This window comes from Streptomyces sp. LUP47B (genome assembly GCF_001746295.1).
Classification (GTDB): domain Bacteria; phylum Actinomycetota; class Actinomycetes; order Streptomycetales; family Streptomycetaceae; genus Streptomyces.
In genome coordinates, this window is sequence record NZ_MJAH01000028.1 from 1 (window position 1) to 13,762 (window position 13,762).

Consider the following 13,762-nt stretch of genomic DNA (forward strand, 5'->3'; position numbering starts at 1 on the left):
AGCCGGCGGCGCAGCGGCCTCGGAGGGGCTGGGCGCGCCGGTGAAGGCCGGTATCGCGGCCGGTGTGGTCGCCGTGGCCGCCGCCGCGGTGGCGCTCGCGCTGATCGGCGACGACAGCCCGGCCAGGAAGCCGGACGCCAAGCCGCCCGAGTCCGCGCCGGTGGTCGAGCCGGCCGACCCCGCGCCCACGCCTTCCCCGAAGAAGCCCGAGCCGGCGCTCCCCGCGATCCCCGTCGCGGCCGCATCGTCCCTGAAGCCGACACCCACACCCACCCCCACCGCCACACCGACCCCGAAGCCCACCCCGACTCCCACGCCGACCCCCACCCCGGAACCGACACCGCCCCCCAAGCCCACTCCCACGCCCACCCCTACGCCGACTCCCCCGCCCCCTCCGGCCGTCTACCAGTGGAGCGAGCTGGACTACGACGTCTCCGGCGACGGCAGCGGGCCCGAGATGCGGATCGGCGAGAGCAGCTGGGTGTGGCAGCGCTACGGCGTCTCGGTCGCCGACCAGGAGTACGCCCACGGCGTGACCGTGCACGGCCGCTCCTCCGTCACGATCGACCTCAACCGCGCCTGCTCCTCCTACGACGCGATGGTCGGCGTCGACGACATGACGCTGGGCCTCGGCAAGGTGTACTTCTCCGTCTACGCCGACGGGGTGCGGCTGTGGAGGTCCGGGATGGTCGAGGGCGGCGACCGGGCCGTGCCCGTGCATGTGGACCTCGCCGGGCGCAGGACCGTACGCCTGGTGGTCGAGCCGCACAGCCCGTTCGACGACCTCATGCTCGCGGACTGGGCGGAGTCGAAGTTCAGGTGTTCATAGGGCGCGGCGCCCGCGCCACCTCGTCGAGTTCGGCGAGGGCCCCGTCCGGGGTGAGGGCCGAGCCCCGGGTGTGTTCCGCCGTGTAGCGCGCTGAACCCAGGCTGGTGCGCGCGGTGGCCTGCGCACGCTCCACCTCCACGCGCTCGGGGTGCGGGCGGGGGTCGCCACCGCGCCAGCGCTCCGCGGCGCCGAGCAGCCGGACCGCGCGCGGGAGGTCGCCGAGGTCGCAGAGCAGGGCCGCCGCGCCGTCCACGAGCGCCGCCACGACCGTGTCGGAACACCGCTTCTCGATGGCCTCCCGGACGGTGTCCGCCAGCAGGGGCAGGCCGTGCTCCGGGCCCGACTCGGCGACCGTCACCATCGCGGCGACCGAATTCAGCATCACCGTGAACTGGGGTGGCGGGGGCGACTGACCGATCTGCTCGCGCACCGCATCGACCAACTCGCGCGCGCGGGCGGTGTCCTTGTCCTCCAGCGCGATGTGGGCCCGCATCAGCCTGACGAACGCCCGGGTCTCCGGGACGCCGTACCGGTCGCCCGCGCCGCTCGCCTCCTCCAGGGTGGTCAGCGCGGTGGAGCGGTCGCCGGTGCGGTACGCGACCTCGGCGAGCCGGGCGATGAGGAACGGCGTCTCGGCGTACGCCCCCACCTCGTAGGCGAGGCGCAGTGCCTCCTCGTACTCCTCCTTGGCCTCGGCGGGGCGGCCGCGGGCCATGGCAGCCTCGCCGGCCGCGCTGCTGACCTGGGCGCGCAGCCAGCGGTCGCCCACGCGGCGGCTGAGCACGCGGAGTTCCTCCAGGTCGTCGTCCACACCGGCCATGCCGCCCGGGGAGTCGACCACCAGGTGGGTGCGGAACATCAGGGTGACGGCCACGGCCCAGTCGTCCCCGTGGGCTCGGCAGTGGGCCACGGAGGTGTCCATCAGCGGACGGATGTCCACCGCGTCCTTCAGCATGAGCCCGATCATGGGCCAGACGATGCCGGGGAGGCGGGCGGCGTCGGGACCGCCCTCGGCGAAGTGGCTGCGGACGAGTTCCACATAGCGGCGCAGTCGGGCGTCCAGGTCGCCTTCCATGGGCTCTGTCTCGGCCTTGAGGAAGAGATGGAGCATCCGGAGGTTCATGCGGAGGCGGTGTGCCGGGTGGCTCGTCTCGGTGTGCGGGGCAGCGAGGTAGGCGTCGATCGGGTCGGGGGTTTCGCCATCGGGGCGAACGTGGTTGGCCGCCCTGTCCAGGGTCACCCCCAGGCGCAGGACCCTGTCCACCCAGGTCATTCCCTCACGGCGGTAGTTGCGCAGCCACCAGAACCAGCCCATGGCGAGGGCCAGGGCAGCGGCCTGCGCCTCGTCGCCCGCGGTCAGCGTGCGGTCGACGGCCGCGCGGATGTTGTCCAGCTCGGTCTCGAGACGGGAGATCCACGGGAGCTGTCCGGCCGAACGCAGCTGTGGTTCGGCCTCCTCGACGAGCGCGCGCACCCACGCGCGGTGCCGGAGCTCGGCGGCGGCGCGCAGCTCGGGGCGCTCGGCGGCCCGCTCGACCGCGTACTCGTGGATGGTCTCCAGCAGGCGGTAGCGCATGCCGCCGGAGCCGTCCCGCTCGCTCGGGGCGGCCACGATCAGGGACTTGTCCACGAGCGCGCCCAGGAGTTCCGCGGCCGACCCGGTGCACACGGCCTCCGCCGCTTCCAGCTCCCAGCCGCCCGCGAACACGGACACCTCGCACAGCAGTGTCCGTTCCCGCTCGTCCAGCAGCTCCCAGGACCAGTCGACGACGGCCCGCAGGGTCTGCTGGCGGGGCAGGACGGTACGGCTGCCGGAGGTCAGCAGGCGGAAACGGTCGTCCAGGCGGTCGGCGATCTGGCGGGGAGTGAGCAGGCGCAGACGGGCCGCCGCCAGTTCGATGGCGAGCGGCAGCCCGTCGAGGCGCCGGCAGATCTCGGCGACGGCCTCTTGGTCGGCGAGCACGGCGGCAGCGTCGGGGCGGGCAGCGGCGGCGCGCTCGGCGAACAGGCGGTGCGCCTGGTCGGGGAGGAGGGGTTCGACCGGGCGCACGGACTCGCCCGGCACGCCCAGGGGTTCACGGCTGGTGGCGAGGACGGTGAGACCCGGGCAGCGGGTGAGGAGGGTCTCCGCGAGGCGGGCCGCCGCCTCGATGACATGTTCGCAGTTGTCAAGGATCAGGAGCTCGCTGCGCTGGGCGCAGTACTCCACGAGCAGGGCGACCGGGTCGTCCTGCGGGGCCGTCAGCTCGGTGGTCATGAGCACGGTCTCGCGCAGACCGAGCGCGCTGACCACCGCGCCTGGCACCGCCTCCGGCCGGTCGAGCGGGGCGAGCTCGACCAGCCACGCCTGCGGGAGCCCGGCGGCGGCTTCCTCGGCGAGGCGGGTCTTTCCGGATCCGCCCGGTCCGGTGAGGGTGACGAGGCGAGTCCTGTGCAATTCGGAACGGATGGCGTCGAGTTCGGGTTCCCGGCCCACGAAAGAGGTAAGGCGCGGACGGATGTTGCCGGTGCGTTCGGCACGGGGACGGCTGAGCGGGGCCCTGAGCAGCTCGGCGTGCAGGTCTCGCAACTCCGGGCCCGGGTCGGTGCCCAGTCCGTCGGCGAGAGCGCGGCGGGCGGTCTCGTAGGCGGCGAGGGCGTCGGCGCCGCGGCCGGCGTCGCGCAGGGCGCGGATGAGCAGAACGTGCAGCGGCTCGTCGTACGGATGCGCCCCGGTCAGCTCCTTCAGCTCCGGTACGACGTCCTGGGCACGGCCGAGCAGCAGATCCGCCTCGATCCGGGCCCGGGTGGCCTCCAGGCGCAGCGTCTCGGGGCGTGCAGCGGCGGTGCGGTCGGGAAGATCGGCGAGGGCGTCACCGCGCCACAGGGCGAGGGCCGCGGTGAGATTCCGCGCGGCTGTCCGTGCGTCCCTGTGGGCCAGGGCGACGGTTCCCTGCCGTACGAGGCGCTCGAAGACGTACAGGTCCACGTCGTCCTCGGTGGCGGCCAACCGGTAACCGCCGGGTCCGGAGACGATCGCATCCTTGCCGACGGTACGGCGGAGACGGCCCACCAGTGCCTGCAGGGCGGCCGGGGCGTCCTGGGGCGGCTCCTCGCCCCAGACCTCGTCGATCAGGGTCTCGGGGCTCGCGGTACGGCCGGGACGGAGGGCGAGGGCGGCGAGCAGCGTGCGCACGCGGGGGCCGCCCAGGGGTATGCCTGTGCCGTGATCGTCCGCCGCCTCGGTCACACCCAGGATTCTGTACCGCACCGCTTCATTGTCACCGGCTTCCTGCCAGCGCCCGCGCCTTTTCGCCGGGTGGCGCCTCAGGATGCGCCTACGGGGGTGCCGGGTCGGGTTGTCGGGCGGGTGCAGGTGAGTGGGGGCCGGTCGCGCAGTTCCCCGCGCCCCTGGGGAGCTGCAGTCACCGGCGCCACAACGGGCCGATCACCACCTCGCCCACCACAGGATCTTGGGCCGGTCGCCTCAGGATGTGCCCGGTCGGGTAGTCGGGCGGCTGCGGGCCGGTGGGGGCCGGTCGCGCAGTTCCCCGCGCCCCTGGGGAGCTGCAGTCACCCGCGCCACAACGGACCGATCACCACCCCCGCGCCCCCCGACGGGCCGTTCACCGCACCGCGCGCCACCACGGACCGCTGGCCGCACCGCGCGCCACCGCGGACCGCTGGCCGCGTACGGCGCGCAGGGGACGGGGTGGGGGGTGTCCGCCCGCAGCGGCCGGCGTCCGTTACCGAGCCCTGCTCAAGGGACCGAGCCGCCGGACCGAGGACGGACACCCCCCACCCCGGCCCCGACCCACCCACCGAACCCCACGCGCTACACCCGCCCCCACCGAAGCCGAAACAGGCCGCCGCAGGCACCCAGGGGCGCGGGGAACTGCGCAAAAGCGCCCGCCCCCACCGAACCCGCACCCGAACCCGCTCAACCGCCGGAGGCACCCGCCCCCAACGCCCCCCGCTGCGGCCGAATCCCCGCCGGCACCGCACGCGCGCGTGCCGGGGTTCCGGTCCAGCAGGTGCCCCGGCGGGCCAGCAGCCGGCCCAGCCACAGCTCCAGCGAGACCAGGTCCGCCAGGCCGTCCAGAGGCAGGGGCTCGCCCTCCGCCGCCGCCCGCAGCGCCTTGCGGACCACCCGGGCCTCCACCAGACCCGCCTGCGCCAGCAACGGTGTGCCGAACAGCGACATCAACGAGTCCGCCGCCACCCGCAACCCCGTACGGGTCGCCGCGGCCGAGGACGCGTGGGACGGAGCACCCCAGCCGGGCGGGAGGTCGGAGACACCGGCGCCCTCCAGCACCGTACGGAGGATTTCCGCACGAGCCCCCGGCCGGACCCGCAGCGCCTCGGGAAGGGCACGGCAGGCACGCACCACCTGGTTGTCCAGGAACGGCGCGTGCAGCCGCTGGGAGCGGATCTCCACGGCCTGCTCCAGGACCCGAAGGTCCGACGCGTGACGAGCGAGCGCCGCACGCGCGCGGAAATCGCCGGGATGCTGCCCGGGACCCACCCCGGACCGATGCGTGGCTCCCTGCAGGCGAACCGATACTTCAGCCAGCGCCTCCCCCGTCAGCCACCGCGCCGCGGGCCCCGGTCTGGCCCAGGTGAGCGCGGCGAGAGACGCCCCCACCGCACCCCCGGGCTCATCGAAACGCTGGTGCATGAGCCGGTCGGCCAACATCTCAAGACCGACCCGGTACGGCGTACGGGCCAGCCGCCGCGCAGCGCCGTACACGCGCGCGGGGACGAGCACGGAACCGTCCGCCTTGGCCAGGGCGGCCACCGGCCTGACCAGATGGCGCCGCTTGCGGTCCATCAGCAGGTCCGCGAGGCGCGCCGGATGCGCGTCCAGCACCTGCCGGGCCCCGTACCCCGTGAAGTGGTCGGCGCTGCCCGCCGCCAGCCGGGCACGGTGCCGCGCGGCCGTCACCAGGCACGGCCCGGGTTCGTCCGTCAGCGGCCCGTCCAGTTCGGCGTAGGGAAGCGTTTCCTCGCCGCCGGTCACCACCACGTGGTGCAGCCGAGGGTTCGCCGCGAGCGTCCCCGCCCGTTCCAGCTCGGCCTCCCGCCCGCCCACGGCGAGGTCGTTGAAGGTGACCGCGAGCAGCCGCTCCCCGGCCCCGGTGCCGTGCCCCAGGACCGTCCCCGGCATCCCGGGCAGCCCGGCGGCCAGCAGGGCGAGCGTTCCCGACGCGGGCCCCCCGGACAGGTCGGCGCCGATCCCCGGCACCGGCATCCCGCGCGCGGCGCGGCGTTCGGCGGGTCCCATGCCGGGCACGGGACCGGGGTCGATGTCGGGCACGTGCCGGGGCGCGGAGAGACGGGCACGCACCGCCTCGACCAGAGCGTCGCGCACAGCGTCGACCGCGCTGTCCGGGTCGGCGGAGGGCGCGGCGACCGCGAGGGAGGCGACCGGCTCGTAGCCGGCGATCTCGCGGGCGCCGTTGCGCAGGATCAGCGCGTGCCCCGGCGGAATGCGCCGTACGCCCTCGTAGGGCGTGGAGTCGTGGAGCGCGGCCGGCACGTCGGGGGCGGCGAGCAGCGCGGCGAGGTGCCCGAAGTCGAGGTTGGCCTCGATGAGGTCGGCCAGGGGCAGGGCCGCGGTCGCGTAGGCCGTACCGCCGGCCCAGGGCGTGTAGAACACCGGCCGCGCGCCCGCCAGATCGCCGCCCACGGTGATCCGGCGGCCCACCTGGACCACCGCCGTGTACGCCCCCGACCAGGCCGTCAGATGCCGAAGTGCCCCTCCGCGCGCGGCGAGCAGTCCGACCCGCAGCTGTTCGTCGGAGGCCCCGCAGGTGCCGAGGACCGCGATCCGGGTCTGCGCGTCGACCGTGACCACGCGCACCTCGTCGGGGCGCCAGTCGCCGACCGCCCACAGCGGATCCGGGTCGCCCCACAGCAGATGGGAACCCACCGGGTGCACGGTCTCACCGTCGCTTCCGGTCGCCCCCGCCGCCCCGATTCCGGAAACGCCCGCGGCGGTGCTGCTCCATCCCACCAACCACCGCATCGACGCCTCCACAGGCTGTGGACAACCAGTGCACCGTACGAACCGGTCACCATGCTGCCATGAAGGGAGCGTGCCGGAGGGCCGGTGGAGTCGCTCGAGATGCGGGGAACGCGCCCCTGTGAACACCCGCGTACGCCTGCGAACACCCATGCGGGACAAGGAACGTGCGACGCGAATGCGCCCCCGATACGCTCCCCAAAAACGCCTAACGCGCCCTCAACTACCATGCTAGGAGGGCTGATAGCCCGCGAAGACGAGGGTCTGTTTTCAGCCAAATCGGCGTCATGGGGACAGGCTCGCGCACGCTCCGTACACAGTCCGCGCGCCGCACGACAGGCGCGCAGCCCGGGAGACGCCACTTCGCCCCCCGGGCCCGTCCGCCGCCCGCGGGGATGTAGGCGGCGGTGTCCCCCAGCCCACTGGATCCAGTACAGCGGGCCGACCCACGCATCATCCATGGAAGCGCTCCCCCGTTGGCCGGAGAAGAGCGCACGGACAGGCGCACGGCCACACAACGGGAGCACGACACAACTGCGCGTATCGGACCCGTACTTCAGTACGGACCACAATCCCGCCATCCGGAACAATGCCCCTTAACGCTTGGGATGCGGCGAACTACGCTGGGTTTACGAATGCCGCATGGTTATGCCAGCGCGGCAGCCGTCTGTGTCGAGGGGTGGCGCATGTCCAGGGAGCAACGCGGGCCGAACGAAAAACTCGGCACCGTTCTCGCCCTCGCGGGAATCAGCAACGCAGGACTCGCGCGTCGCGTCAACGATCTTGGCGCTCAACGCGGGTTGACTCTTCGCTACGACAAGACGTCGGTGGCGCGCTGGGTGTCGAAGGGAATGGTGCCGCAAGGTGCGGCGCCGCATCTCATCGCCGCCGCCATCGGCCAGAAGCTCGGCCGCCCGGTGCCGCTCCACGAGATCGGCCTGGCGGACGCGGATCCCGCGCCGGAGGTGGGCCTCGCCTTCCCCAGGGACGTCGGACAGGCCGTCAGGTCGGCCACGGAGCTCTACCGTCTCGACCTCGCCGGCCGCCGATCTGGTGCGGGCGGCATCTGGCAGTCCCTCGCCGGTTCGTTCGCAGTCAGCGCATACGCAACGCCCGCCTCACGGTGGCTGATAACCCCGGCCGACAGCTCGGTCGCGCGCGAGGTGAACCACTCCGAGGACTCCGGCGCACCGCTCAAAGTCGGCCACAGCGACGTGCAGAAGCTGCGGGAGGCCGCCGAGGACGCCAGGCGCTGGGACTCCAAGTACGGAGGCGGCGACTGGCGTTCGTCCATGGTGCCGGAGTGTTTAAGGGTGGAGGCGGCACCGCTGCTGCTCGGCTCGTACTCCGACGAGGTGGGCCGGGCACTGTTCGGGGCCTCGGCCGAGCTCACCCGTCTCGCGGGCTGGATGGCCTTCGACACGGGCCAGCAGGAGGCGGCGCAGCGGTACTACATCCAGGCGCTGCGGCTGGCCCGGGCCGCCGCCGACGTACCGCTCGGCGGGTATGTGCTGGCGTCGATGTCGTTGCAGGCGACCTACCGGGGCTTCGGAGACGAGGGCGTCGATCTCGCGCAGGCCGCGCTGGAGCGCAACCGGGGGCTGGCGACGGCCCGCACCATGAGTTTCTTCCGGCTCGTCGAGGCGCGGGCACACGCGCGTGCGGGTGACGCCGCGGCGGCCGGAGCGGCGCTCAAGGCGGCCGAGGGGTGGCTGGAGCGGTCCCGGGACGGGGACAACGATCCGTCGTGGCTCGGGTTCTACTCGTACGACCGGTTCGCCGCCGACGCGGCCGAGTGCTACCGGGACCTGAAGGCACCGCGTCAGGTGCGACGGTTCACGGAGCAGGCGCTGTCGAAGCCGACGGAGGAGTTCGTACGGTCGCACGGGCTCCGCCTCGTGGTCTCGGCGGTCGCGGAGCTCGAGTCGGGCAATCTCGACGCGGCGTGCGAGCAGGGCGTGCGGGCGGTGGAGGTCGCGGGGCGGATCTCCTCGGCCCGTACCACCGAGTACGTGAAGGATCTGCTGCATAGGCTGGAGCCGTACGGTGATGAGCCGCGGGTGGTGGAGCTCCGGGAACGGGCCCGGCCGCTGCTGATGGCGCCGGCCTGAGTCCCTGAGGCCGTCACCGCTCCCGCGTTTGAAGTGACTGTCAGTGGTGCAGTGCACTATCGGGTGTGGGAGGTGGTGCAGGTGTCGACGGGGATCGCTTACGACTGTGACGTGCTCGTGGTCGGTGGGGGCATTGTCGGACTGTCCACGGCGTACGCGATCACGCGCAGCGCGCCCGGTACGCGGGTCGTCGTGCTGGAGAAGGAGGCGGGGCCCGCTCGGCATCAGACCGGGCGCAACAGCGGGGTGATCCACAGCGGGATCTACTACCGGCCCGGGTCGCTCAAGGCGCAGTACGCGGCGCGGGGCGCCGCCGAGATGGTCAAGTTCTGCGCGGAGTACGGCATCGCTCACGCCGTCACCGGCAAGCTGATCGTCGCCACCGAGCGCAGCGAGCTGCCACGGCTGCACGGCCTGGTGCAGCGCGGACGGGAGAATGGCATTCCGGTGCGCGAGCTGGGTGCCGCCCAGATCGCGGAGTACGAACCCGAGGTCGAGGGGCTCGCCGCCATACACGTCGGGACCACCGGCGTATGCGACTTCGTCGGGGTCGCACGGCAGCTGGCCGAGGCGTCGGGGGCGGAGATCCGGTACGGCGCCGAGGTGCGGCGGATCGACCGGCGGCCGGAGCTCGGGGTCGCCGTGCTGACGGGCGCCGGGGACGTCGTACGGGCGCGGGTGCTGGTGAACTGCGCCGGGCTGCACTGCGACGAGGTGGCCCGGCTGACCGGGGACGATCCAGAGATGCGGATCGTGCCGTTCCGGGGGGAGTACTACACGCTGGCGCGGCCCGAGCTGGTGCGGGGACTGGTGTATCCGGTACCGGACCCGGCGTTTCCGTTCCTCGGGGTGCATCTCACGCGCGGGATCGACGGCGGCGTGCACATCGGGCCCAACGCGGTCCCGGCGCTGGCCCGGGAGGGGTACGACTGGAGGACCGTACGGCCTCGGGAGCTGGGGGCGACGCTGGCCTGGCCGGGATCGTGGCAGATAGCCCGGCGGCACTGGCGGTACGGCACGGGTGAGCTGCGGCGCTCGGTGTCGCGGAGAGCGTTCACTACGGCTGTGCGCAGGCTGCTGCCTGCCGTGACCGCGGACGATCTGGTCCCTTCGGCGGCCGGGGTGCGGGCACAGGCGGTACTGCGGGACGGCACGCTGGTGGACGACTTCCTGATCCGCGAGGGCGCTCGCGCGGTGCACGTACTGAACGCCCCCTCACCCGCAGCGACAGCCTCCCTGCCGATCGGCCGGGAGGTGGCCCGAAGAGCGCTGGAGACCCTGCGCACGGCGTGACGGACGCGGGCGCCACCACCCGCCGGTGGCGACTCGGACACGGCTGTCCCGGACGCGGCCACCCAGACCCGACAGCCAGAACATCCCTGCGCAGCATTCGTCCCCCAGGTCGCCGTAAAATCGATCCCACTGTGTCTGACTCCCTCAACGCCCCCGAAGCCCCCCGGTCCCGGCCCGCCGCCGACGAGTCCGGTCTGCACGTGCCCGGTGCCCCCGTTCGGCGCAGCCGGGCCAAAGGGGAGCCGCGGTTTCCCGACGGGCCCAGTGCCGATCCCGCGGGATCGCACTTCGAGCGGCGGATCCGGAGCTTTCAGCCGCGCCGCAGCCGGGTGACGGCCGGGCAGGCGGACGCGTTGCAGCGGTTGTGGCCCACGTGGGGCCTCGACATCGACGGGCAGCGCACGATCGACCTCGGTGAGATGTTCGGCAACGACCACCCGGTCGTGCTGGAGATCGGCTTCGGGATGGGTGAGGCCACCGCGCAGATGGCCGCCGCGGAGCCGGGGATCAACATCCTCGCCGTCGATGTGCACACCCCCGGTCAGGGAAACCTGCTCAATCTCGCCGAGCAGCACAAGCTGTCCAACGTCCGGGTCGCCAACGGCGACGCCATCATCCTGCTGCGCGAGATGCTCGCCGAGGACTCGCTCGACGGGCTGCGCGTCTACTTCCCGGACCCCTGGCCCAAGAAGCGGCACCACAAGCGGCGGCTGATCCAGCCGGAGTTCCTGGACCTGGCCGCGACGCGGCTGCGGCCGGGCGCGCTGGTGCACTGCGCGACCGACTGGGAACCGTACGCCGAACAGATGCTCGACGTGCTCACCGCGCATCCCGACTTCGAGAACACACAGGCAGACGGCGGTTTTGCGTCGCGTCCCGACTTCCGGCCGCTGACCCGTTTCGAGGGGCAGGGACTGGACAAGGGACATGTCGTGAACGACCTGCTGTTCCGCTGCGTACAGCACGGCGACCGACCCGACCGATCCGACCAGTCCCCCACCGGCGCCTGATCACCCGCCCCGCCTGCGGGCGGCGCCTCTGTCTCGTTAAGGTCGATGCTGTGGCCACCTGTCCCCCGTATCCGACGCACCCCGGTGACCCCACCGGCGGCGCCGCGCTGCGGCACGCGCACTGGTGGCAGCGGAAGTGGGTGCGCTACGGCGCCCTGATCACGCTTCTCACGCTGTCCGGGCTCGTCATCCTCGCCCTGGTCCGCCAACAGACCGGCACCGAAGGGTTCCTGGTCGGCCTCGGCCTCGCCGTCCTGCCCGTACCGCTGCTCATAGCCGCGTTCCGCTGGCTCGACCGGGTCGAACCGGGCCCCTGGCGCAATCTGCTGTTCGCCTTCGCCTGGGGCGCCTGCGCGGCGGCGCTGATAGCGATCATCGCCAACAGCTTCGCGACGAAGTGGATAGCGACGGCGACCGCCGATCCGACCAGCGCCGACACCCTCGGCGCGACCGTGATAGCGCCGATCGTCGAGGAGTCGGCCAAGGCCGCGGCCGTCGTGCTGGTCTTCCTGTTCCGCAGACGGGACTTCACCGGGATCGTCGACGGGGTGGTGATAGCGGGGGTCACCGCCACCGGCTTCGCCTTCACCGAGAACATCCTCTACCTCGGTACCGCCTTCGGCACCGACCAGCTCAACGGCCATGGCGGCATCGCCTCCGTCACCGCCGCGACCTTCTTCGTACGCGTCGTGATGTCGCCGTTCGCGCACCCCCTCTTCACCGTCCTCACCGGCATCGGCTTCGGCATCTCCGCGCTCTCGGCGGAACGCCAGCACGTACGGCGGGTGCTCGTCCCGCTGTCCGGACTGCTGCTCGCGATGGGCATGCACGCGATGTGGAACGGCTCCTCGACGCTCGGGGAGTACGGGTTCTTCGCGGTGTACGCGATGTTCATGGTGCCGGCGTTCGCGCTACTGACCTGGCTGGTCATCTGGACGCGGCAGCGGGAGCTGAGGACCGTCCGCGAGGAACTGCCCGCGTACGCCGTCGCCGGGTGGCTGGCGCCGACCGAGCCGTACGTACTGGGCTCGATGCGGGCGCGACGGGTGGCGCGGGAGTACGCGCGGCGGCAGTTCGGCGGGCGGCCCGCGGCACGGGCGGTCTCGCAGTACGAGGCGTACGCGACGTCCTTGGCGTTCCTGCGGCGCCGGGGGCGGCTCGGGCGGGCGAACGCCGACTTCGTCGTACGGGAGCGGGAGTTGTTGCACGAGCTGTGGCGGCGGCGGGACGTCGCGCGGCCCGCGCTGGACCACGCGGCCCGGATGACGGCGCCGCCGCTACCGGTGGCCGCGCCGCCCTGGCCGGTGTACGGGGTGTACGGCTATCCGCCGCAACCGGTCCAGCCGGTCCAGCCGACGGTGCCGTATCCCGCGTACAACCCGTACCGGACGTAGCTCGACCAGAGCAAGACCCGTGGGCGCCCTGCTCGGCGCGGCCGCCCTCGCGGCTTGCCTTTGCAGTGCCCGCCACGGCCGCCACCGCACGCCAGGCCACTCCGCCGCGCGAGACCGCGACGCCGGCCGCTCAGCGCCCGGCACCGCCGGTCGGCAGCCGCGCCCGCGTCAGGCCGACGCCTCCGTCAGGCGCGCCGCCTCCTCCTCCGTCAGCTTCAGCTCCGCCACCCCCAGCAGGGCCGGGAGCTGTTCCACCGTACGCGCGGATGCGATCGGGGCCGCGACCGTGGGCCGGGACGCGAGCCAGGCGAGGGCGACCGTGGCGACCGGGACGCCGTGGGACTCGGCGATGTCGTCCAGGGCCGCGAGGACCTTGCGGCCGCGTTCGGTCTCCAGGTGCTTGCCGGCGCCCGTGGCGCGCGCACTCTCCACCGTCGTACCGGGGCGGTACTTGCCGGTGAGGAAGCCGGAGGCGAGGGCGTAGTACGGGACGGCGGCGAGGCCCTCGCGCGCGGCCACCGCCTGCAGCTCGCCCTCGTAGGTGTCACGGGAGACCAGGTTGTACTGGGGCTGCAGGGCGACATAGCGTGCCAGACCCTCGCGGTCCGAGAAGGCCAGGGACTCCGCCAGGCGCGCGGCGGAGATGTTGGAGGCACCGATCGCCCGCACCTTGCCCGCCTTCACCAGCTCGTCCAGCGCGCCGATGATCTCCTCGACCGGCACCTCGGTCTTGTCGAAGTGGGTGTAGTACAGGTCGATGTGGTCGGTGCCCAGGCGCTGCAGCGAGGCGTCGGCGGCGGCCTTGATGTTGGTGGCGGTCAGGCCGGGGAAGTCGGGGTGCTGGCTGACCTTCGTGGCGATGACGACGTCGTCGCGGTTGCCCCGAGCCGCCAGCCACTTGCCGATGACGGTCTCGGACTCGCCGCCGGAGTTGCCGTCGACCCAGGCCGAGTAGGAGTCGGCCGTGTCGACGAAGTTGCCGCCCGCGGCGGTGTACGCGTCGAGGACGGCGAAGGACTGGGCCTCGTCGGCCGTCCAGCCGAACACGTTGCCGCCGAGGGTGAGCGGGAAGACCTCGAGGTCGGAGGATCCGAGCTTGCGAAGCGGAGAAGTAGTCATGT

General features: G+C 72.9%; 8 protein-coding genes. 5 read left to right on the forward strand and 3 right to left on the reverse strand.

Annotation, left to right across the window (positions count from 1 at the left end; all coding sequences use genetic code 11):
* The coding region (locus tag BFN33_RS45990) for an NPCBM/NEW2 domain-containing protein (protein ID WP_176742644.1) at positions 1–829 on the forward strand (829 nt) is incomplete at its 5' end.
* Here the strand turns inward: BFN33_RS45990 and BFN33_RS45995 are convergent.
* Together BFN33_RS45995 and BFN33_RS46000 are read right to left on the reverse strand one after the other, a co-directional pair.
* Positions 816–4,079, reverse strand: a complete 3,264-nt coding sequence (locus tag BFN33_RS45995; RefSeq protein WP_069766195.1) for a BTAD domain-containing putative transcriptional regulator — start codon at positions 4,077–4,079, stop codon at positions 816–818. The two genes, BFN33_RS45990 and BFN33_RS45995, sit on opposite strands and share 14 nt — an antisense overlap.
* 669 nt (positions 4,080–4,748) lie before the next feature.
* On the reverse strand, positions 4,749–6,836 hold the full coding sequence (locus BFN33_RS46000) for an asparagine synthase-related protein (protein ID WP_069766196.1): 2,088 nt from the start codon (positions 6,834–6,836) through the stop codon (positions 4,749–4,751).
* Positions 6,837–7,519: 683 nt separating this feature from the next.
* On the opposite strand from BFN33_RS46000, the gene BFN33_RS46005 reads away from it, so the two are divergent.
* From BFN33_RS46005 to BFN33_RS46020, 4 genes are all read left to right on the forward strand, one after another.
* The gene (locus tag BFN33_RS46005; protein WP_057609392.1) at positions 7,520–8,944 is read left to right on the forward strand and encodes a hypothetical protein; all 1,425 of its coding nucleotides are present in this window, start codon (positions 7,520–7,522) and stop codon (positions 8,942–8,944) included.
* A 72-nt stretch (positions 8,945–9,016) separates the two neighbouring features.
* Positions 9,017–10,237: an L-2-hydroxyglutarate oxidase gene (gene lhgO, locus BFN33_RS46010; protein WP_069766239.1), complete on the forward strand. Its 1,221-nt coding sequence runs from the start codon at positions 9,017–9,019 to the stop codon at positions 10,235–10,237.
* Positions 10,238–10,368: 131 nt separating this feature from the next.
* Positions 10,369–11,247: a tRNA (guanosine(46)-N7)-methyltransferase TrmB gene (trmB, locus tag BFN33_RS46015; RefSeq protein ID WP_079141383.1), complete on the forward strand. Its 879-nt coding sequence runs from the start codon at positions 10,369–10,371 to the stop codon at positions 11,245–11,247.
* 50 nt (positions 11,248–11,297) lie between these two features.
* Positions 11,298–12,641: a PrsW family intramembrane metalloprotease gene (locus BFN33_RS46020; RefSeq protein WP_069766198.1), complete on the forward strand. Its 1,344-nt coding sequence runs from the start codon at positions 11,298–11,300 to the stop codon at positions 12,639–12,641.
* A gap of 168 nt (positions 12,642–12,809) precedes the next feature.
* Here the strand turns inward: BFN33_RS46020 and BFN33_RS46025 are convergent, their stop codons facing one another.
* Positions 12,810–13,760 carry an aldo/keto reductase gene (locus BFN33_RS46025; protein ID WP_069766199.1) on the reverse strand — a complete coding sequence of 317 codons (951 nt, stop codon included), beginning with the start codon at positions 13,758–13,760 and terminating at the stop codon, positions 12,810–12,812.
* Between the last annotated feature and the right edge of the window lie 2 nt (positions 13,761–13,762).

What these genes read in the sequence shown, in the direction of transcription:
- BFN33_RS46000 (WP_069766196.1), bottom strand. Translation starts at nt 6,836, where the DNA reads ATGCGGTGGTTGGTGGGATGGAGCAGCACCGCCGCGGGCGTTTCCGGA.
- BFN33_RS46005 (WP_057609392.1), top strand. Translation starts at nt 7,520, where the DNA reads ATGTCCAGGGAGCAACGCGGGCCGAACGAAAAACTCGGCACCGTTCTC.
- BFN33_RS46025 (WP_069766199.1), bottom strand. Translation starts at nt 13,760, where the DNA reads ATGACTACTTCTCCGCTTCGCAAGCTCGGATCCTCCGACCTCGAGGTC.